30 protein-coding genes are annotated in these 21377 nt (G+C 64.9%); 28 read left to right on the forward strand and 2 right to left on the reverse strand.

Annotated features, from left to right (window positions below; translation table 11 throughout):
- The first annotated feature begins 191 nt into the window (after positions 1–191).
- The 27 genes from ACF08M_RS33220 (at position 192) to ACF08M_RS33350 (ending at position 16465) form a co-directional block, all read left to right on the forward strand.
- Positions 192–743 carry a hypothetical protein gene (locus ACF08M_RS33220; protein ID WP_392188979.1) on the forward strand — a complete coding sequence of 184 codons (552 nt, stop codon included), beginning with the start codon at positions 192–194 and terminating at the stop codon, positions 741–743.
- A gap of 369 nt (positions 744–1112) precedes the next feature.
- Entirely contained in the window at positions 1113–2399 is a 1287-nt protein-coding gene (locus ACF08M_RS33225) for an MFS transporter (protein ID WP_392188980.1), read from the forward strand.
- 49 nt (positions 2400–2448) lie between these two features.
- Positions 2449–2886, forward strand: a complete 438-nt coding sequence (locus tag ACF08M_RS33230) for an SsgA family sporulation/cell division regulator (RefSeq protein WP_392188981.1) — start codon at positions 2449–2451, stop codon at positions 2884–2886.
- Between the two features lie 174 nt (positions 2887–3060).
- Positions 3061–3402 (forward strand): hypothetical protein, encoded by a 342-nt coding sequence (locus ACF08M_RS33235; RefSeq protein WP_392188982.1) that lies wholly within the window; start codon positions 3061–3063, stop codon positions 3400–3402.
- Positions 3403–3654: 252 nt separating this feature from the next.
- Complete coding sequence (locus ACF08M_RS33240; RefSeq protein WP_392188983.1) at positions 3655–3921, forward strand: hypothetical protein; 267 nt, start codon at positions 3655–3657, stop codon at positions 3919–3921.
- A 26-nt stretch (positions 3922–3947) separates the two neighbouring features.
- Positions 3948–4541 (forward strand): hypothetical protein, encoded by a 594-nt coding sequence (locus ACF08M_RS33245; protein ID WP_392188984.1) that lies wholly within the window; start codon positions 3948–3950, stop codon positions 4539–4541.
- Positions 4542–4569: 28 nt separating this feature from the next.
- A complete protein-coding gene (locus tag ACF08M_RS33250; protein ID WP_392188985.1) occupies positions 4570–5010 on the forward strand; it encodes a hypothetical protein in 441 nt (146 codons plus the stop codon).
- Positions 5011–5024: 14 nt separating this feature from the next.
- Positions 5025–5525, forward strand: coding sequence for a hypothetical protein (locus tag ACF08M_RS33255; protein ID WP_392188986.1), 501 nt, complete (start codon positions 5025–5027; stop codon positions 5523–5525).
- On the forward strand, positions 5512–5853 hold the full coding sequence (locus tag ACF08M_RS33260) for a hypothetical protein (protein WP_392188987.1): 342 nt from the start codon (positions 5512–5514) through the stop codon (positions 5851–5853). The genes ACF08M_RS33255 and ACF08M_RS33260 overlap by 14 nt, the downstream gene beginning before the upstream one ends.
- 8 nt (positions 5854–5861) lie before the next feature.
- The gene (locus tag ACF08M_RS33265; protein ID WP_392188988.1) at positions 5862–6431 is read left to right on the forward strand and encodes a hypothetical protein; all 570 of its coding nucleotides are present in this window, start codon (positions 5862–5864) and stop codon (positions 6429–6431) included.
- Positions 6432–6499: 68 nt separating this feature from the next.
- A complete protein-coding gene (locus ACF08M_RS33270) occupies positions 6500–7138 on the forward strand; it encodes a hypothetical protein (RefSeq protein ID WP_392188989.1) in 639 nt (212 codons plus the stop codon).
- A 123-nt stretch (positions 7139–7261) separates the two neighbouring features.
- Entirely contained in the window at positions 7262–8050 is a 789-nt protein-coding gene (locus ACF08M_RS33275) for a hypothetical protein (RefSeq protein WP_392188990.1), read from the forward strand.
- Positions 8047–8622, forward strand: a complete 576-nt coding sequence (locus ACF08M_RS33280; RefSeq protein ID WP_392188991.1) for a hypothetical protein — start codon at positions 8047–8049, stop codon at positions 8620–8622. The genes ACF08M_RS33275 and ACF08M_RS33280 overlap by 4 nt, the downstream gene beginning before the upstream one ends.
- Positions 8619–9128 (forward strand): hypothetical protein, encoded by a 510-nt coding sequence (locus ACF08M_RS33285; protein WP_392188992.1) that lies wholly within the window; start codon positions 8619–8621, stop codon positions 9126–9128. Before ACF08M_RS33280 ends, ACF08M_RS33285 begins: the two co-directional genes overlap by 4 nt.
- A 10-nt stretch (positions 9129–9138) precedes the next feature.
- Positions 9139–9594 carry a hypothetical protein gene (locus ACF08M_RS33290; RefSeq protein ID WP_392188993.1) on the forward strand — a complete coding sequence of 152 codons (456 nt, stop codon included), beginning with the start codon at positions 9139–9141 and terminating at the stop codon, positions 9592–9594.
- 177 nt (positions 9595–9771) lie between these two features.
- On the forward strand, positions 9772–10653 hold the full coding sequence (locus ACF08M_RS33295; RefSeq protein ID WP_392188994.1) for a hypothetical protein: 882 nt from the start codon (positions 9772–9774) through the stop codon (positions 10651–10653).
- Positions 10654–10655: 2 nt separating this feature from the next.
- Positions 10656–10910, forward strand: coding sequence for a hypothetical protein (locus ACF08M_RS33300; RefSeq protein ID WP_392188995.1), 255 nt, complete (start codon positions 10656–10658; stop codon positions 10908–10910).
- A gap of 6 nt (positions 10911–10916) precedes the next feature.
- Positions 10917–11279, forward strand: coding sequence for a hypothetical protein (locus tag ACF08M_RS33305; RefSeq protein ID WP_392188996.1), 363 nt, complete (start codon positions 10917–10919; stop codon positions 11277–11279).
- A 320-nt stretch (positions 11280–11599) separates the two neighbouring features.
- The gene (locus ACF08M_RS33310) at positions 11600–12046 is read left to right on the forward strand and encodes a hypothetical protein (RefSeq protein WP_392188997.1); all 447 of its coding nucleotides are present in this window, start codon (positions 11600–11602) and stop codon (positions 12044–12046) included.
- Between the two features lies 1 nt (position 12047).
- Positions 12048–12485: a hypothetical protein gene (locus ACF08M_RS33315; protein ID WP_392188998.1), complete on the forward strand. Its 438-nt coding sequence runs from the start codon at positions 12048–12050 to the stop codon at positions 12483–12485.
- A 95-nt stretch (positions 12486–12580) separates the two neighbouring features.
- Positions 12581–12934 carry a hypothetical protein gene (locus ACF08M_RS33320; protein ID WP_392188999.1) on the forward strand — a complete coding sequence of 118 codons (354 nt, stop codon included), beginning with the start codon at positions 12581–12583 and terminating at the stop codon, positions 12932–12934.
- Positions 12935–13263: 329 nt separating this feature from the next.
- The gene (locus ACF08M_RS33325) at positions 13264–13518 is read left to right on the forward strand and encodes a hypothetical protein (protein WP_392189000.1); all 255 of its coding nucleotides are present in this window, start codon (positions 13264–13266) and stop codon (positions 13516–13518) included.
- Positions 13515–14006, forward strand: a complete 492-nt coding sequence (locus tag ACF08M_RS33330; protein ID WP_392189001.1) for a hypothetical protein — start codon at positions 13515–13517, stop codon at positions 14004–14006. Before ACF08M_RS33325 ends, ACF08M_RS33330 begins: the two co-directional genes overlap by 4 nt.
- Positions 14007–14096: 90 nt before the next feature.
- Positions 14097–14447, forward strand: a complete 351-nt coding sequence (locus tag ACF08M_RS33335; protein WP_392189002.1) for a hypothetical protein — start codon at positions 14097–14099, stop codon at positions 14445–14447.
- A gap of 81 nt (positions 14448–14528) precedes the next feature.
- Positions 14529–15056 (forward strand): hypothetical protein, encoded by a 528-nt coding sequence (locus tag ACF08M_RS33340; protein WP_392189003.1) that lies wholly within the window; start codon positions 14529–14531, stop codon positions 15054–15056.
- Positions 15057–15150: 94 nt separating this feature from the next.
- Positions 15151–15516: a hypothetical protein gene (locus ACF08M_RS33345; RefSeq protein WP_392189004.1), complete on the forward strand. Its 366-nt coding sequence runs from the start codon at positions 15151–15153 to the stop codon at positions 15514–15516.
- Positions 15517–15658: 142 nt separating this feature from the next.
- Complete coding sequence (locus ACF08M_RS33350) at positions 15659–16465, forward strand: DUF6881 domain-containing protein (RefSeq protein ID WP_392189005.1); 807 nt, start codon at positions 15659–15661, stop codon at positions 16463–16465.
- A 665-nt stretch (positions 16466–17130) separates the two neighbouring features.
- Here ACF08M_RS33350 and ACF08M_RS33355 read toward each other — a convergent pair.
- Both ACF08M_RS33355 and ACF08M_RS33360 read right to left on the reverse strand, forming a co-directional pair.
- A complete protein-coding gene (locus ACF08M_RS33355; RefSeq protein ID WP_392189006.1) occupies positions 17131–17892 on the reverse strand; it encodes a hypothetical protein in 762 nt (253 codons plus the stop codon).
- On the reverse strand, positions 17893–18396 hold the full coding sequence (locus ACF08M_RS33360; protein WP_392189007.1) for a hypothetical protein: 504 nt from the start codon (positions 18394–18396) through the stop codon (positions 17893–17895). It abuts the gene before it with no gap.
- A gap of 737 nt (positions 18397–19133) precedes the next feature.
- Here ACF08M_RS33360 and ACF08M_RS33365 point away from each other — a divergent pair.
- Complete coding sequence (locus ACF08M_RS33365; RefSeq protein WP_392189008.1) at positions 19134–21050, forward strand: helix-turn-helix domain-containing protein; 1917 nt, start codon at positions 19134–19136, stop codon at positions 21048–21050.
- The last annotated feature ends 327 nt before the right edge of the window (positions 21051–21377 follow it).

Genomic DNA, 21377 nt, shown 5'->3' on the forward strand with positions numbered 1-21377 from the left:
AGCACCGCAGAACGTCTGAGTTCGCCAACATCCCGGGCCTGTCGCGAAGACCGAGGACCGACGGACACGGACTGGGCCAGCCAGTGGTCGGGATGAGCCGGGACCGGACGCCGTACCTCGGCCCGAACAGTGCGCAGCGGGCCGGGCCCACCAGGGCCAGTGACCTTCTTCCATCTGAGCAAAGGAACCTCATGTCCAACCTCAAGCGCACCACAGCCTCCGTCCTCGCCGCATCCGTCGCTCTCGGCGGAACTATCGCGCTGACCGGGACAGCCCAGGCTGCGACGACCACACACTGCAAGACCAGCAGCAAGAGCATTGCTCTGCCGGGGAAGCCCGACGTGAAGGTCAGCCTGAACATCTGCGTGAAGTACCAGGGGTCCAGCGGCGGGTACCGCCACTACAAGGCCTGGCTGAACAAGGCGTCTTGGGACGGCACTTCATTCTTCACGGGCGGCAAGCGGTTCAACGGCTTCTCGGTCCTCATGTACGCGCAGAGCGGTGCGACCACGAAGAAGAACTGCAGCTACGGCATCTGTGAACAGCGTGAGATCAGCTCGCAGATCAACGGCTCCGAGAAGGGTTCGAAGACCTATCCCACCGGAGCCGGCGGCTACGGCGAGGTCTACGTGACGACCAAGCGGAAGAACTGGACTGCGGACGCCACCGCCTACTACGACGTCGCCGATGACGGCAAGAACGGCAAGAGCTGGAACCTGGCCGGCACCGCCGCCGTGTCCTAACCCCGCGACCGGACACCACCCAACTGAACTCGGTGGCGTTGTCCCCGATCGCCTCCTGAGCGCGGTCGGGGACCGATGCCCCCAGGGAACGGAACGCACATCGCGCCTTCCACCACCGAGTGCGTACACCCCTTGGTCGCAGGCCGGCGTGCCCACTCAGGGCTGGCGGAACTGGTGGACCATCCGTGGACGACGCAGTGGTCGGCTTCCCCGCATCGCCCGGACTCTGCTGGTCCGCCCCGCCCAAACCGGCCCCGCCGCAGCCGTCGACCGAGTGGCCCTCTTCACCGACTCGCTCCAGACATCCGCACCGACGTGACCGCCCAGATACACGCCCGACCCAAGGAAACTCGCCGCCCTGGAGCCCCTGTGCCTTGTACCGAAGTCGCGCCGACGGAAGACCCCTCCATACCGGCCTCTCCCGGCTGCTGGCCGCCCGCGATCTGGGCCGTGCTCATCGGCTGCTTCGCCGTCCGAGGGCTCGGCTTCGCTTACCCCTTCCTGCCGTATCACCTCGACGGCCTGGGCTTCTCCACCAGCACCACGGGCTGGATCGTCGCCGCGTTTGGTGCCGGCTATTTGATCGGGCAGATTGCGTGCGGTTGGCTCTCGGACCGCATCGGCCAGCGGGCCACACTCGGCATAGCCATGGCTGCCGCAGCCGCTATCCTGCCGGCCCTCGCGGAACTCCGAACCACTGCTGGCATCTTCGTAGCGGCGTACCTCACCGGCGTGATCTACGACGCCGCGCGCCCCGTCGTCTCGGCAGTCATCGCGGACGCCATGCCCACGGAGGCCGAGCAGGCACGCGTCAACGGGTGGCGCCACTTCGCGATTAACTCCGGGGCTGCCCTCACGGGGGCACTGGGCGGGTATCTTGCCGTCCGCATTGGAACAGGTGCCTTGTTCTGGACCAACGCAGTGGCCTGCGCAGCCTTCGGCATTGTGGCGCTGCGCTTCTTGCCCGGTCGAGACATCCACGCCCATCCCCAAGCGGAACGAACGGGATACAGCGAAGTCAGCGAAGCGCTTCGAGACGGACGGCTCTGGCTCCTGTCCCTGGCCAGCCTCTGCGCCCTGATATGCGCCGGCGGCGTCTTCACTGCGCTGCCGATCCTGATGACCGCCGACGGGCTGGACGCGGCCGCCTACGGCACGACCCAAGTCGCCAACGGAACCGCGGTCGTACTTCTATCACCTCTCCTGACCCCGTGGCTCAGCCACCGGGCCAGCGCAAAGAGCCCCATGACCGGCCTGCTTGCGGCCAGCGGACTCATTCTCGGCGTTGCGATGGGTGCTGCCGGACTGTCCGACTCGACGCTCACCTACAGCCTTGCCGCCGCGCTCGCGGTTCCCGGAGAAATCCTGCTCTTCATCGCCGCCGGCGACCTGGTGACTCGCATCGCGCCGCCCCAGTCCCGCGGGCTGTACGCCGGACTGTGGGGCACCAACCTGGCCATGGCGATCATGATCGCGCCAGTGATGACTGCCTGGGCCCTTGACCACGGCGGCGAGCTCACAGCGTCTGCTGTGTTCTTCGGCATCGGGCTCGTCAGTGCCGCCCTGTGCTGGTCACTGCACTCCAGCATCCATGAGGTCAAAACGTCACCAGCGATCCGAGAATCACGACCGCCGCGGCTATCCCGGCGACGGTGATCCGGGTACTCAATGCGTTCGACAGCCACCACTTAAGGAGATCAATTCCATGGACCCTGAGGTACAGGAGCCTGTCAGGGCGTCCTGCGAGATGAAGCTTCACCTGCCACAGTCGTACGACTACATTCTCGGCACGGCGTCCCTTCACTACTCACAGCAGGATCCATACGCCGTGCGTGTGACTTTCCGTTTTAGCACAGGAGACGATCCAGTCGTCTGGTACATAGGGCGAGACCTGCTCCGTGACGGCCTCGTCCGCCTGACGGGCGAGGGCGACGTACAGATCAGTCCTGATCCGGAGTCGGCTGCCATCTCCATCCGTCTCAAGGTCGACGACGGAAGCGCGGCCCTGACGGCTCAGCGTCGACCGGTCGAGAGCTTCCTCCGGCAGACGGCCGAGGCTGTTCCATACGGACGTGAGTCCAAAGCGCCGGGATTCGTCACACAGCGAGAGGCCGCGTTGGCACGTCTTTTGGCCGGCAACTGAAAGACGCAGTGACTCGGCATTCGAGAGGTTGTGGACCCCGCTCGGCAGGAACCAGGCTGGGACGTATACGAGTCCCGAGGAACCCCGTGTTCCCCAGGGCTTCTGCATTCCTGTACCCACCACGAGCACCACGATGCTGGACGGGCCAGCACACGACACAGGAGTGACAGCACAATGCAGGACTTCACCGCTGGTAGGCCCCGCAAGAGCCCCAAGACGAACCCGGCAGATCAGAACGTCAGATTCACCGGGCTGGGTGTCGATGACGGCGATCCGGATACAGCTGCCCTCAAGAGTTCCATCGCGGGGAGCCTCGCCCCGATGGGCATTACCAGCGTCAGCTTCGTCGAGCCCCCTGAAACCACCGATGCACGCAACCAGATCCGTGGGCGGGAAGACGCCTACATGCACGTGAGCGACGGCACGTGCCGCGGTTGCCTGTGCGGCTACACCGTGCAGCAGCCCGCGCCATCCGGAGCACCCGAGTGCCCCGCATGCGTGCTTCTGGACGGCTGAACGACGCAGGACCGTCCCCCTTCCACGCTGCGACGTCCGTGCCCACGTCAGCCAGTTCTGTACTGGTCTGGTCCTGCGGTTCGAGCGCATGGCGGACCTTCTGAAACGCCTTGCGTCCGGTCTGGTTCTCGTTGAGCTCTCCTGAGAAGAGAGCCAAATCCGCACAAGGAGAGCTACCTTGCACACCGCGCTGCGCGTCATTCCGGCCGCGTACCGCGAGTGACCATCGCCACTGCCGACGACACAGCCGGAATGTTGCATATCACCATCGCCGACGTGCTCATCACCGCCGAACAGCGCGCCACCATCAACGCGACTGATCCGGGCACCCGCGCCCAAATGAAGATGGCCGACGTTGTCGCCAAGGAAGTGCGTACGACGAGAGCCAAGGTGGCGAGTGCGTTGCGGGCAGCTGGGTACGACGTGGCGGAGGCCGACGGGGGACACTCACGGGTCATCGGCGATTGGGAGGGATCCACGGTGCGGCACAAGCTCCGCCAGGAGTGGCGGAAGAAGTGACCCCGTATGTGAGCAGGGAGGAGCACATGGATCACGAGGTGACGCGGTTCGAGATACCGCCCGAGAAGGATGGGCTTTCGGTCGAGAACATGACCGGTGCCGAGGCCAACATCCGCATCCGGGGACTCGTCGTGAACAGCATGGCCGACGAGCTGTGGACGTACGAGGTCCCCGATTTGGACGACAACCCGCTGCGGATCGTGGCCCGCACCGTTCGGCCCGGCGCTTTCAGCGGCCCGCGCGTGGTGCGCGAGGTCTACGTGCAGGCCATGACCGGCGGCCAGGTGCACGAACTCGACTGGCTGGAGCGCGGGAGGTACGACCCGCCCGCACCGGCGCGGCAGCCGGTCAAGCTCGGCGAACGCGTTACCGCGATGCTGGATGGCTACAGCCTCGGGGCCGGTCTGGTGACGAAGATCGAGTGGACGTTGCACCCGATGCAGGCGCACTACGTCCTCCCGCCGCTGTGGCACTGGGAGTGGCGCGTGACTGTGTGGTTCGGCGGCGACCAGACGCGCGAGGACATGTGGGCGAATCACTGGGTCAGCAGGGCCGGCGACTCGCTGCCCGGAACACGGGACGCCTTCGAGCCGGCGTGGCAGCGGTTGGAGGCCGAGTAGGCCGGCCAGTTCCCCGGTGGAGAGCTCTGTGACGGCTGGAACGACGTCCAGCACGACGACGGCTCGACCGCGTGGCTTTGTTCACGACTCGCGTGAGCAGTTGTTCACCGTTGCGGGAGGCACCGGCGCGGCGGCGATACCGATGTTCACGGCTTTGAGCAACAACACGGATCACGGGTCTGGCACCCGGCAACGGTGCCGCCACGACGGACCACCTGGCCCCGTAGCCAGCGATTTTGCCCTGGCCCTCTGGAAGCGGCAGACAGCCGACCTCACCTACGCCCCCGAGCTGCTGCTCAAAGCCGTGAACATTCGACGCGGGCCGACCCTCCGCAGCGCCTCCCGAACTGCTGTCAAAACGCTGCTCACTGTCGTGTACGAAGCCAACCGCGCTGTGAACGGCCACCAGATATCGAGGTTCGCCCCGAACTGTGACCCGGAAACCCCCTACGGCCCGCTCAAGTTCTGAAAACAGGAGGGGAATTGTTCACCGTCTGCATTCTGAAGCCGTGCTGCGAGAAGACCGAGCCGGGCTACGTGCCGAAGCCGAAGCCGTACCACGTGCGCACTCCCAGCTGGTCGGACTCCTGTAACCACCCCAAGCGTGAGCGGCGCAAGGCCACGCTCACCATGTACGAGACGCGCGAGGCGGCCGAGGCCGAGTACTCCGGCAAGGCACGCGGCTGGGGCTCGACGGACGGCTGGATCTACGAGGGTGAGATGCCGCCGGTGGGCCGGCGATACCGCATCATGCCGATCGGCGGGTCTCTGAATACGTACTACGAGCACGGGCGACCGGTCGAGATTCCGTTCCCGACCATCGAGCTGGCTCGTGAGTACGCCGAGGAATACCACGAGTACCCGAACGGCGAGCGCGACAAGCAGGTCCTCTACAACATCGTCGGCGACCAGGACACGGTGGTGCGTTGGTCGTCGTACTCAGTCCCGGTGGGTACGGAGCTGTCGCCGGGTGACTGGGCGTGATCCGGTCGGCCTGCTCTGGCTTTTCATGATCCAGTTCTATGAATTGCCAGCCAGGAGGCACCGGGCCACTTGGTCCAACATCGCAGACCGGTACGTAGAACTCAAGCCGCGCCGTCACGGCGCGGAATTCGAGGCTGCCGAGTACTGCATGCACCGTATGCAGGCGTACATCCGAAGCAGTGAACCCAAGTTCCGTGCGCTGGTCAAGGAATGCCGAAATCGCACGTTCCGTGGGGCATTCGTGCTGAACCTCGACGGAGCCCGCACACCAAGCGCCCCTGAGCTACCGACTGACAGCCGCATTTCAGTCTTCTGGGAGGCCATATGAACAACTACGTGCGACCCGAGAAACACTATGTGCAGCCCGGTGACACTGTCGTCGTCAAGCTCGGTGCGTCGGAATGCATGATGCATATGGGCCTGGACGGAAAGCTTATCCCGGTCCGCATTCTGGAGAATGGGTTCGGACAGCTCCTGTCGACGGAGTCGGGTCGCGAGTATTCCATGCCGAACCCGCTGAGCTGGATGAGCTTCTACAGCGACGACACCGGCTCCTACTCGTACGACGTCCACGAGATCGGTGTGGGCCGTACCGTGACGCATACGTCCGGCTGCTTCTACGTCTACGTGGACGGCAAGCAGCTCTATGGCGTCCAGTCGCCGCGGTTCGAAGAGATGCGCGACGAGGCCCGCAGGATGCGCGGCCGGGGCATTGCGAGCGCCGAGGTTCGGTTCGTGGAGAACAGCTGCTGCCTGCCCACCTGGTGGTCGCGCTCCGTCGTCGTGCCGCTTGACACCGAGGTCCGCGAGAACGCCTCCCGCGCATACCGCGACACGTGGATAGACCTGCCGACCCATTTCGACCTGTTCGCCGGGCGCTACCCGGCCAAGCGCAAGGGATCCTGATGATGAGTGGAGTGGTCGGATACACCTACCAGACAGAAAACCTGTGTCCGAGCTGCACGCTCAAAGCAATGCGCGCGAACGGCATCAAGGTGCAGAAGGGCAAGCCGCACGAGGGCGCGATCCGTCGCGCGGCGCAAAACCTCGGCATCGACTTCGACGACGAGTACTCCTACGACTCCGGCGACTTCCCGAAGCCCGTCACCGAGCAGCAGTGCGAGACCGAGCTGACCGAAGTGCCCAGCGACAAGACCGGTACGCGCCATGCCATCTCGGACGAGCGGTGCACCGGGGACGGATGCGGGAAGTGGCTGGTCCTCGGTGAGAAGTCGCCGAGCGAGGCGGCTCTGACCCGGTACGTGCGTGACTCCTACGAGCTGCCGCACGCCCTGGCCAAGAGGGTCGCTGGCGAACTGCGCCGGTGGGGGCTCTCCCACCCGGCGTTCATCAAGGAGGAGAACGCGCGGCAGGCCGCCACGATGTTCCCGCACGATTTCGCGACCGTGGAGTTCCGGGGGAATCCGCAGCAGGTCGTCATGTTCCCCACGCCACAGGCGGATGGGGACGTGTGCTTCTACTGCGAAATGCCGTGGGAGGAGCACATGTTCACCTGCGACACGTGCGGGATCGAAATTCCGGCACTCACTCCGCACCGGCACCAGGTCCCGGTCAAAGGCCAGCGCAAGCTCCCCCTGGTCCTGGCGCCGTAGCGCAACCCAGGACCAGGCCCGGTCGACGAGCAGCGAATGCCATCCTCCCCGATCAGGCATTCGGCGGGTCCGATTCCCGCGCCGGGCACTCAGGAATTCAACTGCGAAAAGCAGGGAGGAAAAATGGCCGCAAGCATGCGCGAACTGCGCGACCAGGCCCGGGAGCACCTGGGGTGGGAGAACCGCGCCCCGGAGCGGTACGACATCGACGGGATCGTGCGGGACGCCTGGATCAACGGCAACGGTTCGGAGGAGACCTGGAAGACCGCCGTCGAGAAGCACCACCGGCGGTTCATGGTCGGGGACTGGGTGCGCATCACGGTGGCCGAGGACGGATTCACCGAGCACCACTACGGCCCGATCGAGAACTTCCGGAAGCCCGACGGGAACTACTACCGGCGCAACGTGGCCCGGCCGCACGCGGCCTTCGTCCACCCCGAGTACACCCACAGCCACGTCGTGCCGCTGACCGACCTGGTCGAGGAGATCACCGACTTCGAGATCATCACCGAGTGGTCCGAGGTCCACGAGGGCGGACCCCAGCACAACTACGGGGTCTACTCCTGCATGGGAGCGCACGGCCCCTACGCGCCGCCCGCCAAGGTCATGGTGATCCACAAGATATCCGGGCGTAAGAAGCGGTTCTGCAACGACTGCAACACGCCCGACTACCGGGCCCGGTTCGCGGACGAGGCGCTGCACTTCCAGCGCAACTCCAGGCAGACGATCTCGGAGCTGCGCGCGAATCCGGAACTGATCGCCGGTCCGACGACCGAGCCCGGCCGTTCCTGGGAGGAGACGCCGGCCGACGAGTACCGGTCGTGGGCCGACGCCTTCCCCTGGCTCGTCCCGGCCGCCGCAGCCGCCGCGTACACCGAGTGGCGTGACCAGCGCACGGCGGTGGCCGCATGAGCAGGCAACAGCGCCCTCGACGGCCGGAGGTGAGCCTGCGCATCGTCCGGCAGGGCAAGCCCAGCGGCGCGTACACCGACTCGCGCATGAACATCGACGACCTGGACGACGCGGTCGCAGCAGAAATCCGGGCCGGACGGACGCTGATGGTGGAGGTTCACCTGATGGTGCGAGCCGACGCCGACAGTCCGCTGGTTGTGGGGGACATGCTGTTCAACCGCGTCACCGAGCGCGAGTCCGTCGGCTTCTACCACCACCCCGAGCAGATCCTGGACCCGCTGCTCCGGCGCGATGCGACCGACATGTGGGCGGCGGAGTTCGGGGTCGAGGCGGGCGGTCTCGTGCACTGGCGCGGGCGTACGTACCGCGTCATCGAGCTGGAGGACGTCGACCGGGAGTACGGCGAGTTCGGCTACCGCACCGGCTACGCGATCTGCCGCCGCACGGACAGTCCGCCGGGTGGCCAGTGCAACCCGAAGAGACTGCGGGTGAACGAGCTGACGTGTGTCAGCACGGACTCAGCAGCAACCCATCAGACCGATCAGTCGGTCAGTAAGGAGAAGACGGCATGAGCTACGAGCTGTGCGACGTCGCGGGCCGCACGTGCCACGCGAACGAGTACCGCAACACTTCCACTGGAGAAATCGAGTTGCTGCGCTTCTACGGTGCCTACCGCATCCAGGAGACATTCCTGATGCCGGACGGCGATGTCCTGTTCCTCGCGTTCGACAAGGACGCGGCGTATCCGCACGTGATCGGCGTCTACGGCAAGTCGGTGGGCGTGTACCGGGAGGACGGGACGGATGCCCGCCGGTACTTTGCCTGGCGGAGCGCCGAGTCGTTCGGCCTGGTGGTCGACAAGGAGGGCTCAGCGACCGTCGTACCGGCCAGCCGCGAGTACGCCACCGATCTGGTCAAGAAGATCAAGCAGGACTGCGCCGAGTGGGACGGCGGCGAAGTCGATGCCGAGGTGGCCGGCGACCGCCTGGCGGAGCACGCCTCCTCGCTCGGCAAGCACCTCCAGAGGATCGGTGTCCTGTCCGCTCCGGTCTTCGAGAGCTGGGAGGCGGTGGGCTGATGCGCCCACGTTGCAGACCCTGATGCTCAACCTCCAGGTGACGGCCTACCAGTCCACCCCTGGCGCCCCGATCAAGGACTACGGGCCCCAGGGCAAGGGGTCGATGGGCGAGTACCTGCGGCCGACCACCGAGGCCGAGGCCGAGAAGCTCCGCCCCGACTTCGAGCGGTACTCGGCCGAACTGCGCCAGCGCGACCCCGGCACCTACGAGGCATGGCTGGCCGACTTCGAGTTCTGGAGGGCGGGCGACTTGAGCGTCCGCATGCCGAGGGTGGACGCCTACGAGAAGCGCGACGAGGACGGCCTGCGCATCTTCCGTGACCACAGGCTGGTCAACACCAGGGAGATCGTCCCCTGGTTCGACGACGACACACAGAAGGCATGCGCGTGGTCGTGCCGACGCTGCGGATTCCGAGGACACGACGCCGACCTGATCGGCGCACCTCGCTGCGAGCCCGGGGCATGACCCGCAGGGTCTACGTCGGCTCGCGTGGCCGGACGGCGGGCCCGAGCCCGAGGTGCAGGGTCATTTCGGCTGTGCCAACACGAGTGACCCAGCTCGTTCGGCAGCGGTCACGGCCCCGTTCTCAACACGCGGAAGTACCAGGTGCCCGGCGGGTCCATCTGCGAACTCTGCGCGAAAGTGCACGACACGGAAAGCGAGGGTTATTACCCCGTGAACGACCTCATCGACGAAATCCGACGCACTCACCAGCTCGAATTCACCTGGCAGCACGCCGGGTCCGAGCGCAAGGCCGACGACCCCACCGTCTGGCAGAAGTTCGAGGTCCAGGCGTACGCCGACGGCGGGAAACGCGGGGCGAAGCTGAACCTCTTCGTCACCGACGACCTCGCGGCCGGCGTCCTTCGCCCGGACGACCACCCGCACTACCCGCTGACCGGCGAGCCGCTGCTGGTGTGGAAGCTGTGGACCACGGTCTTCGACGACGCCGACCAGCAGATCAAGAAGGCGCCCGAGGACCGCGATGCGTACTGGCCCTACGCCGAGCACCTGTTCAGCCGCGACGGCCTGGCCAAGCTTCTCGCCCTCTACCGGCAGCTCGTCAAGGTCGATGTCGAGGCCGACATCCCGATTCGCTCCCGGTACGTGCACGAGTCCGGGCACCGGCTCTCCAACACAGGGCGCGGGTACAACAACAACCCGCACGGCACGTTCCTGTTCCGGTGCGTGGACTGCAAGCGGATCGCCCGACTTGCCGACTTCCGAGAGCACGAGTGCTGGATTCCGATGCTCATCGACCTGGAGCACTGGGACGACTTCCAGCAGCTCGCATTCCGCTTTACCGGACTGGACCGCCAGAACAAGTACGGCAGCCCTGATTTCGCGATCTGGCACAAGGGCGCCACCACCGTTGCCCTGTACGAGGCCAACGGCTTCGACCGGGGCACCCTCGACGTTCCCGCCGACATCGAGTTCGACGACCTCCTGGCCGTCGTGATCGACAAGTGGGGCCCGCTGGCGTCGGTGCAGTTCTCCACGCTCCTCTACCCGAGCGGGGAGTGAGTGTGTTCGAGCTGCCCATCAAGTTTGTCCGTTGCTCCGCGTACGACAGGCGCGGCTATGGCGTGCGCGACTTGAAGAACCCGGAAGTCTCCTACAGGTTCGTGTGGAATCACCGAGGCACCTCGAAGTGGGTCGCCACCTACCCGGACCCCCGGCCCGGACATGAACGCCACATCCCCGGCTTCGCGAACCGCACCATGGCGGGCCTTTTCCTCTACCGCTACGACCAACCGGTTCTGACCGGCAGACCGAAGTAGATCATCATGCACAGCACACTCCCGCCCATCGGTGGCACCGTCCAGCCCCACTTCATCTACACCCGGCCCGAGGAGGGCCGGAACCGCTTCGTCGTGCACGGCCGCGCCGCTCACTGGGGCAGCGACCGGCACCTGGGCTTCGTCTCCGAGACGGCCGGCGGCGGCTGGCTCGCCGACTGGAGCAAGAGCGCCGACCAGTCGGAGATCGCCATGCCCGGCTTCCAGTCCAAGGAGGACGTGGCCTCCGCGCTGTTCTGGTTCAAGCCGCCCGCCCGCTCGGACCTCTCCGCACAGTGGTATCGGCCCAAGGATCAGTGGGTGAACGCCACCGTCACCGTCCGGGCCGAGACTGAGGAGGCCGCGCGGTAGGCCATCGAGCTGGCCGCGAGTGCCGTTGGCGGCGGTGAGACGCAGTTCGAGGAGACTGCCACCACCGTGACTGCAGCGCCCGAGCCGGGCACCCGGTAGCGCTCGAAGATCCAGACTTCGGCTGGTGATAGTGCGTCTGTGCAAGCGGCACACGTGGCAGTCGGGCCTCCCCGGGGACCAGACGCTGGCACTGAGTGCGGACACGCGCGCTGCGGCTATCAACGAGCGGCCTCCTCATGCCGCTGGCCCCTGCACGTCCGCCGGGACAACGGCATCGAGTCCCAATGAGCGACACACTTCGACAACGAGGAGCAGTGACGATGGTCCGATCCGTCAAGGTCCGCTGGCGCGAGATGCCCTACCGCAGGCCGACCGAGGGCGAGGAGCCGCTGTGGCGTGAGAGCGTCTGCACCCTGGAGGCACATGCCAACGAGCCCAACACCTCCATGGACAACATCGGCGACCTGAAGAGGGTGATCGCCAACACGAGCGGCGTGCTCCAGGACGCGAACCGCATCGAGATTGACGCGGTGACCAACGTCTGCAACTGCCGGCCCCACCCCTCGCACTGCGTCTACCAGGAGAAGTTCACAGGGCGCCGGTTCGTCGTGCAGAAGGGCCCCCGGATCGGCTACATCTCGATTTTCGAGAACATCCCGCACCCGGCCGACGGCTACCCCGACCGACGGATCACCGTGGAGAACGTCCGCGAGAATTATGCCGCCGGCATCCTGGCCGTCCTGGTGGAGCAGGAAGGACATCGGTGAGGTGATCAACCCGTACACCTACGGCACGCAGCAGTGGCGCGAAGCACTCGAGGCCGCTGAAGGCGCCGAATGGAACGAGATCGACGCGTCGGAACAGGGCGGGGAGCTGGCGCGCGTGGTCGCCGAGCTGTACACCGAGGACCTGGTCGGCCAGGACGAGGGCCAGCTGTATGCGGCCATTACCGTGGCTGGCCACCAGGCCGATGTCTTCAACCAGGAGTTCCTGGAGAAGGTGCTCAATTCCTACCGGGGCGAGTCCGAGGATGACCTGGACAAGGTCGCCACCGACTACATCGAGGAGAATTGGCCGGGATTTCCGCTCCAGGCCATCCCCAGCCTCGAAGACTTCGCCAACGAGTACGCCATTCGGGAGAACATTGCATGCGCTCCCGACCAGCCCGGCGGCACGCTCCACTACTTCGACACCAACAAGTGGTGACCGGCATGGATGCAGTACAAGTCGCCAACGGCTGCCCGGTCCACGCTCTCTGTGGCAGGTGCACCGAAGATGCTGAGACGTGCTGTGGACGGTGCATGACCCACCCGGACCCGTCGCAGCGGCACATGCACTTCGAGAGCGTTGTCACGCTCAACGGCCGCCGCGGAATCGTCGACCGGGACCACTCGCACTACCCCTTCGACCCGAACAAACGCCTCGTGCTCTTCGAAGGCGGCGGCAATCAGTGGGCCACGGCGAAGGACGTCGTCGTTCTGCCAACCGAGTTCCTCGGCATGCCGAACGAAGACCACATGCCCCAGCCGGGCCAGCCGCTGACGCTGTGGCAGCAGATCCCGCACAGCTTCGACTCGTACCTGTGGCCCGACTCTTGGGACCGCTGCATGTACTGCGGCCTGCCCGAAGCCGCCCGGATCCACATTTCGGAGTAGGAGACGGCTCGGGCCTGCACCCGCTCTTCACCGATCGGTTCCTCCCGCCGCCGGGCTGGAGAAGGCACACCATCCGCGCCTACGATTCCCGGCTCAGCGTGTGCGTGCAGCAGGTCCGCCGCATACCTCGGTCTGCGGCGGACCTGCTGCACTTGAGATCGTACTCAAACCTTGAAGTATTCCCGCCTCCGACGCTTTTCGATACCACTGGACCAGCTGAACGAGTAGGTCAGCCGATAGAAACTTCAGGGACAACACGGCAGAGATACGCGGCCCCGATCAGGGCCCATTTTCATTTCTAGCTGATAACGCGAATGGAGTAACAGTAAATGCAGATAGCGGAGAAGATGTCCTGCGCCCGCGAGGAGGGATGTCCTGGGTACTACGAGGTTCGGATTCCGGCCTTCTTCGCCCTCAACACTGACCAGTCCCTGTCTTTCTCCCTCCTCGGTGAGGGAACGGGCATGGGCGGTGTGGTCACCGACTGCACCGAGTGCGCAATGCCCGCACCCCGCGTTCTCCTCCACGGCCTCGGTGAGGCCATCCACGAGCTGGAGACCAAGCTGAAGGAAGTACTCACGTGACCGCCACCCTGCGCTACGACGTCTGGATCGAACGCCCCGACGCGGTGGAGAAGCTGATCCAGTACATGGGTCTCCACCTGGTCGCCTACCCGCATGGAAGCTCGGCGAAGAAGTTCGGCGGTCAGGTGGTCGGCCTTGACCCCGAGAAGCAGACCGCGTCTCTGCGCCGGTACGACACCGGTGAAATCACCGAGTTCCTGCTTCCCACCACGATCTTTCACTACACGACTGTGATCGAGTCGCCCTACCAGGACCTTGCCGTCGGGCAGCGAAGGCTCTTTGAGTGGTACTGGGACGCCGACGGTCGCCCCATAACCGAGCCGGTCACCCTCGTCGGCACGGTCGAGAAGGTCAAGGACAGCGGGGTCACCTTCTGGGTGACCGACAACCGCATGGGCGGCCATGGCTGGTGGGCCCATCTCAAGAACAAAGACGCCGCGAAGCACGCGATACGCACGGTGGATCTCAAGCCCCAAACCAAGAACTGACTACACGCCACCCAAATGGGTGGCCGGTCGGAATCATGAAGCGCTTGTTGAGTAGACCCCACAACCACACCTGAACGACGAGAGAGACCAATGACCGCCACCATCACCGAACCGCCCTACGACCGCACCACACCGGCGGCTGTACCCATCGAGTACCGCACCATCGTCGCCGACTGGGAACTCCTCGATGGAGTCTCCGTCGATCTGCGCCCCGTCGTCGTCACCGTGCCCGCAGCCACGACGGACGAGGCTATCGAAGCCGCGTCGGACCGACTCCAGGATCATTTCGGTCCGAACGTTCCGGAACTCGGCTACGAGGAAATCGAGCGCGACTGGTGGTTCGGCCTCAACGAAACTGACGCCCTTCTGCGGGTGTGCGCCGTCATCGTCGGGGCCCCGACTCTCGACAATGACGACGAGATGACCAACGAGATCCACTGACCCGCCCCGGCCGAGTCTGTGCGCGGTCTTCGCTGAGCTATTCCTTCCTCTCATTTCACACGGACCCGCTGGAGGACTGAAATGCACTGCACCCACACCGACCTGTCCGGCGGTATCCGTTCCAATTGCAGCACCACGGAATTCGCCGCCATGGTCTCCGCCATGCTCACCGTCGACCTCCCCGGCGAGGAACAGGACCACACCGTCGACCTGGACGGCCTGGCGCACGAAGACATCGACCTCGTCTGCAAGAAGTGCGGCAATCCGCTGGAAGGGCCCGAATTCGCCAAGGCCATAACCCTGCTGATCCTCAAGCTGGAGAAGCGCCTGGGAGCCGGACTGGGCTCGTTCTCCTCCTACACCTTCAAGGACGGCACGGTCATCCACCCCGAGCAGCTCCAAGTGACGCCGCTGCGGGACGTGACCGCTGGCCCCGCCTATCAGAAAGCCGTCAAGCAGCGAGCCCGCTACGAACAGTGGATGGCCAGCCAGCAGGCCCGTGTCAACTCCGGCGAGATCCACGAGATGGACCTGCGGGTCATGTGCAGGCCGTGGCATATGAGTATCGCCATGCACTACGCCGCCCTGCTCGACGAACTGGCCTCCTGAACACCCCGACCGAAGCCCATCCTGACAACATCAGAAAGGCATCCGGTAGCCATGGCCGACCGCCCCCCAACTGAACACGCCGACCGGCGGGGCAATGACCAAGCCCCGCAGTCCCGCCCAGTGGCACGGCCACCCCTTCGTGTGGGCCTGGTATGTCTCCCTTGCCTCCCTCGACGTCACCTTCATCGAGGACAGGTGCCGCGAGGCCGAGGCTGAAAACGCACCCGCCGACGCCGTCTACAAGACCGACATCAGGAACATCCCGCCCAACGAGTGGATCACACTCGAGCAGCTCTCCGAAGACCACCGCGAACGCGTCCGCGACTACGGCAACACACTGCTGCACTGGGAGCAAGAACTGAAGGCGCGCCGGAATGGGCCGGTGGTCCAGCCGCTCCACGCCCATCAGCCCACCGTGGCCCCGACCGTCCCCACGTCGGCCGACCCGCGCGAACACTGACAAACCACACGACGCCGCCCGCCTTGTACCCGGCCGGGTTCCAGAAACGGGCTCATTTCGCTTCTTCCCCGAAGACCCCTGGGTTCTGGCCGCTCGGGGCCCCTTTCGCATGCCCGAAACACTCCGAGAAAGGCACTTCGCCATGCGCGACGCCAGCCGCCCCGACAGCGACTACAGTCTGCTGCCGGTGATGGAGACCAACACTGCCTACCCGCTTACCCACTACACGATCGGCGTCCACCTCGGCCTGAAGGAGTTCACCGAGGACAACGCCGCTGAGGCCTTGCGCAGGACAAGGGCGTTCCTCGGCCTCTACGAGGAGGCCGGCAAGCCGCTGATCTCCCGCCAGGATGGCTCGCCCATACTGGCCCAGCAGATCGACAAGGCGTTCATCCGGCACCACTTCGGCCAGAAGATGAGCTTCGGCATCAGGACGTCTGACGAATTCGACGAGCACCTCCTGAATATCCGATCCAGCCTCACCGGCATCCCTCGCCGCTCCTACCGCCGCATCACATTCCTCGGTCTCGCCCGGCCGAACCAGCACCCCTTCCAAATCTTCCAGGAGATCGACGACCGGTATCGCTCGGAGGCCCGCCGGGTCGAGATCTTCACGGACGGCACCCTGCTGTGGCGGGAGGACGGCTACCACGGCCTGGGGCCCGCGGAGATGGAGCACACCGAATCCGAGGATGTCCCTGGTCTCGGCATCATCAACGACCGCACCAACCAGCACGCCGAATCCGTGTCGGCCGCTGAGTTCGAGGCCCTCTTCGAGCGCGCCCAGGGCCTCACCTGCGGCTGGGTCGTCGACTGCGAGCCGTCAGCTGACGAGCAGCCCAGCATGGCGATCTACTGCGAGGAGGCCCGGCCCGAGGACGAGCCCTTCTGCGGACACCACATGCGCTCCGCCCGCCTGATGCTCCCCGCCCTGTACCCGGCAGCGTAAGTGCGGCGCGGCAAGGACACAGCAGCAACGGCCGGCGGCTGCCGCACTGGTGGGGAAAGCCGTCGGCCACGCTCCGGAAGAAGCCCGCGCTGCCCAAGCTGCGCCACCCGCATTCCAAGATGAACGGGATCGACGACAGGGACGAACACCAAACTCATTCTCCGCCTCCCGCCCCTCTGTTCAACAGCCCCATCCATCAACGGACGCGAGACTGGCAGCGTCTTGGTTGGCATGGCAGCGGGTGCGGAGAGCATCGACGATCTGGGCATCCTGCAGCACGGCACGATGCCGGGCGACAACGACGGCATGTGCCTCCGGACCCCGTGGTCCAGGTGTTCTCGGACGAGCCGGCCTCCGCCCCACGAAATAACCACTGCCTCGACGACGAAGGCTTCGGGAATTTGCCCATCGGGCTGAGCCCGAGGCGAGGCCTCGGCCGTTGCTCAGAAGCCTGAGCAACGGCCGCATGAACCGCTTCGAGATGAGGATTCCGGTGTGGGACAGGGCCTCTGCCTCTCGCGCTGGGCCAGTGCCACGGAGGTCACGGCTTGGCGGAGCTGGTAGAACCTGCGGGCGGCTGGCCACTGGACGATGTCGCAGACCTACCGAAATGACCAGTACCAACGGAATGCACTTTCAGCGACGAGCGGTTTCGGTGGAGGTCGTCAACCGGCAGCCATAGCCTTTCTCTGACGTAGACGCTCGCGTACGGAGCCAATCATGGGAAGCGTCAGGCCTGAGAAGAGGAACAGCACTGCCAGCCCGCTAAGGGCGGGGCTCACAGCCTCTTCGACCTTCAGCGGCCAAGGATCGTTCAGGATGTAGAAGATGATGTACGACCCTTTGGAGAGGGAGTACGCCATGCCCAGAGCGGCGGCCGTTGAAGACAGGGCGAAGCCGGCACCGCTCCAGGGGCGAATTCTCCAGTTGCGTCGCGCCGTTCTGCCACACATGAATGCAAGCTCGCCACAAGTGACAAGGACGTACGAAAGGTAGACGAGTAGGTAGACGGCGACCTTGGGGTCATCAACGTATGCGGTGGTGAACTGGACCTCGGGCCGGTTCGTGGCCAGGAATAGCGGCACCATGATCGCCAGTTCCACCAGCGCGGCGAAACCGCGCTGGAACATTGCGGACTTCAGGTACTCGGGTCGGTAGGCCAGATCCACCATCGTGATCTGCAGAGCGGCACACCACAGTATTGCGCAGACATGGGCTACAAGTTTGCCTACATTCGCGATACCCGTGATGTCCTCCGCCTCTTTGGCGACTACAGGAATGGCACACAGGACGCCCAAAGTGCACACACTGAAGGCAATGGCGATGGCCCATGTGGAGACGCGTGGGTTGCCCACGGCTCGCCGTGTGCAGAGTGCTGAGACGAGCAAACCTGCCACGGTGCACGTCCCAAAGACTATGCCGTCCACTTACAGCCCTTCCAGTGCGTCGGCCGCATAGCGTGCGGCCTCGTCTTTGCTCCGTCGGCGTTGACGTTTACCCGGCGCCTCAGTGGCGTCACTTATGGTCACCCGATTCAGGTCGAGGCCGGCCCTACGCCGTTCCAAGTCTTGGATGACGTCCTGCAGTTCACTGGGTGGAAGTCCGCTGAGCAGGATCAGGACACGGCGCGCGAGCGGTTCCTCAAAGGCCAGCAGGGCCTCAAGGTCGTCGTAGCTCTCATGCGGCAGCAGGTGAGCGGGCGGGACACCGCCGAGAGCCTCGCACAGAGCCATGATCGTGTTAACAGTCGGGTTGTCCTGAGAACCGTTGGCCAGCTTGGCGATGGCGGCATGCGACACCGAGGGGTGCTCACCCGGCAATTCATCCACGGAAGCCGACAGCGAGCGCGACGTGTGCGCCCGGCCCCGGTGGCCGGCCATGAGTGCTTTGAGCTTCTCCGCCAAGGGCAGGCGGCTGCTGTTGCTCACCACGGACAGAAACTACCGGATGTGGCCTGGAGGCCGCCCTGCTGGTATCTGCACACGACCATGTACCGGTCTCTCGCTCTGTTGGGGACTCGTATGTGTGTACTTTAGTTGACACGCTCGCGTGCGCAAGGCAGGATCACGATCGGGAAATATCCCGCTGCGCAGCGGGATGTGCGCAAACTGTGACTGCTAGGGCTTCTAGCATCTCGGCCTGGGCGTCCCATGTGTCATGGATCCGTGGTGGCCCGCCAAGCAGTAGGAGGGCGGACGTACTAGGAGGCCGGCGCGCGCCGCATGACCCGCGGTTAGCGCCTTCAGAGCAGGTGCTGCGCCGCGAGGGGGAGAGCTGAAGGTGAAGTCAACAGCAGCGATCGGACGGGCCAATGCGTGCGTGGCGCACCAAATGAGCCGCGCCTCCCCTGGTGCACTTCAGTGCAGAGTTTCGAGCGAGTCCTTCAGGCGCTTGTGTGGTGCATTTTCCCGGCCCGGGTCTCTGTTATCGGCAGGACGAAGAACCCATGAATGCCCCGTCGAGGCAACCCTGAAGACCTGAATCGCGGCAAGGTCCCGTATGGCTATGCAACTTCGCCTCACGCACCTGTAAAGGTTGCGCGATGCGGCACTCGTCGATCGAGCACAACTGGAGTGCTCTCATGAAGTCGTGACTGCCTGTGTGCCATAACGACTCAAACGTCAATGGTGCATTCGCGACTTTGTCCGGATAGTCCGAGGAGCGCTCGATGCCGACACTGGGCTCGCTGCCCACCGACAAGCCTGAACTCAGACTGACGTTCATATGGGCTGACCCAAAGCGCTCCAGGGCTACGGAGATTACCGGCGTTGTAACCATGGCCCCAGAGCAGTTACTGGAAGATGGTGTCCCGGGAAGCCTGCCCGACGGCTCCCTTGTCCTGATCATTGGTGCAGTGCCTTTTCGGCTTCGTGGCCGCATCACGACGGTGCTGGGAACATTGCTTCAGCGCATGAGCCAGAAGGGGAGTCCAGGGCTCATTGTCAGCGCCGTTTCCGATGCTCGTCAGCCGTTTCCCCAGTCCGTCGTGGATCAGGCTAAGCGCCTGAACGTCCCGCTTTTGATCACGACCGCGCCTGCAGAGAAGTGGGAAGGCGTACACGAAGCGATCCAGCGGTTCCGGCTCAGGCTTGCCGAGCGCCGAGCTTCACATCTCAGCTCACTCCTGCAGGAATTGCCGGCTCAGCTTGCCGACTCCCGGGCCATGCAGCGCATTGCGGACTGGCTCGCACGTGTCCTGGACGTTCAGGTCCTGGTCAGTGAGCCGGAGAGGGTCCTTGCCGCTTCGCCAGCCACCGCGGCCGAGCAGCTGGCGCAAGCCATCATCCAGCAGTCTGTCGATGTCGGTCTGCCCGACGCTCCCTCCAGGCCGCATACCCAGCTCATCCCGCTGGCTCCGACCTCGGCGGTGGACACGGTACTCGCCGTGGCGCGCCGAATTCCGTTCGACGCCGCGGACCTGCTGCTACTGCGTCATGCTGCGAAGTTGTTGGGTCTCGTGGACCAGGCGCGCCGCGAGTACCGGGCAGCCTCTGACGCCTCCAGGGCCGCACGCAACGCAGCTTTTGAGTTGCTTTTAGATGGTGAGGTGGCAAAAGCCCGTCGTGTCATGACCAACCTGGTACCAGGGCTACTGGAGCCGGACACTGCTCGTGTCTTCGTCGTAGAAACCGAGCAGGCGTATAGGGATACCGCTGTGCGCCGCTGCACTGCCGCCATCGGTCATCATGCCCTCGTCGTTCCCGACTCAAGGAGAGCACGAAGGATCTTAATCGTGCATCCGATCCGTTCCGAGGAGGACAATGGGGCTGCCGTCTCTGCGGAGCTGACCCACCTGGTCGGCACTTTCGGAACCCATTCGTCGCTGGGCGGCAGCGGCGTCTACTCCATGACGCTACTCGCCGATGCCCTTCACGAGGCGACCACTGCGCAGAGCTTTGCTGCGCTGCAGCCGGACCCCATAGCTCTTTCGGTGCATGGATCCGACCTCGTTAGCCTCCTTCCTCAGTCGGAAGCACAGCACTGGGCCCGTCATCTGCTGAGTCCGCTGATGCGGGACGAGGCACAGTGGGAGTCGATGCGCGAGACACTCCCGGCCGCTCTCGCCTACCCGTACACGGTGGCTGCTCGCCGGCTTCACTTGCACCGCAATACCGTCATGCGCCGTGTTCGCACCGCGGCTGAAGTTCTGCACATGGACTTCGGCCGGGTGGGTGACCGGATCACCGTCGCCTTGGCTCTGGAAATGGTCACGCAGCGAGAGACCGCCGATCCGCCCGGGCTGGCAGCCTCAGCCCCTCCTTCCTTGGCGCGACTCCTGGCTCCGCCGCAGATACACGCCTGGGCGCAGGCTCTGGTCAGGCCGGTTCAGGCAGACCGCCGTAACCTTCTGACCACGGCACGTGCCTGGCTTGCCTTTGACACGCATGTCGAGCCTGCGTCCCGTGCGCTCGGACTCTCCGAGGTGACGGTCCGCTCCCATCTGCGCGCTCTTGAGAACCACATGCAGCGAGATCTGTCCACCCTTTCCGGTGCGCGCGACCTTCACGTCGCTCTGCATGTCGCTACAGGCAACCCTGGTCTTCTCACGGATCGCCCCGATGACGGCCTGCGAGTCGTGGCCTGAGCCAGAGCGGGAGCCCAGTCCAGTCAGCCGACCCCTTCGTTCATTAAAGTGAATAATGACCCCGCGTGCGTGAGTTGCATGCGGGGTCACAGGTGTCTTCGGTAGGTGGGATCCGCGCCTGTAACCGACCGAGCGGTCTCAATGGGGACTGTCGCATATCATTCTGTTTGTGCGGTGAGTCGGAGCTGGTGGAAATGGACTTGGCCTTCTCGGTCGGAAGAGCCTGACTGCGGGGCAAGGTCTTGAGCGTGCGGTGTCGACACTGGTCAACTCAAGCGGTGTGTACTGGCTTTGGTGGTCAACTGAATGGCTGCCCCGGGGCGCCTG

This window comes from Streptomyces sp. NPDC015032, assembly GCF_043080425.1.
Taxonomy (GTDB): domain Bacteria; phylum Actinomycetota; class Actinomycetes; order Streptomycetales; family Streptomycetaceae; genus Streptomyces.

Bases quoted from the DNA above. Each gene is read 5' to 3' on its own strand.
- ACF08M_RS33220 (WP_392188979.1), top strand. From the start codon at position 192: ATGTCCAACCTCAAGCGCACCACAGCCTCCGTCCTCGCCGCATCCGTC.
- ACF08M_RS33230 (WP_392188981.1), top strand. From the start codon at position 2,449: ATGGACCCTGAGGTACAGGAGCCTGTCAGGGCGTCCTGCGAGATGAAG.
- ACF08M_RS33235 (WP_392188982.1), top strand. From the start codon at position 3,061: ATGCAGGACTTCACCGCTGGTAGGCCCCGCAAGAGCCCCAAGACGAAC.
- ACF08M_RS33240 (WP_392188983.1), top strand. From the start codon at position 3,655: ATGTTGCATATCACCATCGCCGACGTGCTCATCACCGCCGAACAGCGC.
- ACF08M_RS33245 (WP_392188984.1), top strand. From the start codon at position 3,948: ATGGATCACGAGGTGACGCGGTTCGAGATACCGCCCGAGAAGGATGGG.
- ACF08M_RS33270 (WP_392188989.1), top strand. From the start codon at position 6,500: ATGCGCGCGAACGGCATCAAGGTGCAGAAGGGCAAGCCGCACGAGGGC.
- ACF08M_RS33275 (WP_392188990.1), top strand. From the start codon at position 7,262: ATGGCCGCAAGCATGCGCGAACTGCGCGACCAGGCCCGGGAGCACCTG.
- ACF08M_RS33280 (WP_392188991.1), top strand. From the start codon at position 8,047: ATGAGCAGGCAACAGCGCCCTCGACGGCCGGAGGTGAGCCTGCGCATC.
- ACF08M_RS33285 (WP_392188992.1), top strand. From the start codon at position 8,619: ATGAGCTACGAGCTGTGCGACGTCGCGGGCCGCACGTGCCACGCGAAC.
- ACF08M_RS33305 (WP_392188996.1), top strand. From the start codon at position 10,917: ATGCACAGCACACTCCCGCCCATCGGTGGCACCGTCCAGCCCCACTTC.
- ACF08M_RS33310 (WP_392188997.1), top strand. From the start codon at position 11,600: ATGGTCCGATCCGTCAAGGTCCGCTGGCGCGAGATGCCCTACCGCAGG.
- ACF08M_RS33320 (WP_392188999.1), top strand. From the start codon at position 12,581: ATGACCCACCCGGACCCGTCGCAGCGGCACATGCACTTCGAGAGCGTT.
- ACF08M_RS33325 (WP_392189000.1), top strand. From the start codon at position 13,264: ATGCAGATAGCGGAGAAGATGTCCTGCGCCCGCGAGGAGGGATGTCCT.
- ACF08M_RS33335 (WP_392189002.1), top strand. From the start codon at position 14,097: ATGACCGCCACCATCACCGAACCGCCCTACGACCGCACCACACCGGCG.
- ACF08M_RS33340 (WP_392189003.1), top strand. From the start codon at position 14,529: ATGCACTGCACCCACACCGACCTGTCCGGCGGTATCCGTTCCAATTGC.
- ACF08M_RS33345 (WP_392189004.1), top strand. From the start codon at position 15,151: ATGACCAAGCCCCGCAGTCCCGCCCAGTGGCACGGCCACCCCTTCGTG.
- ACF08M_RS33350 (WP_392189005.1), top strand. From the start codon at position 15,659: ATGCGCGACGCCAGCCGCCCCGACAGCGACTACAGTCTGCTGCCGGTG.
- ACF08M_RS33365 (WP_392189008.1), top strand. From the start codon at position 19,134: ATGCCGACACTGGGCTCGCTGCCCACCGACAAGCCTGAACTCAGACTG.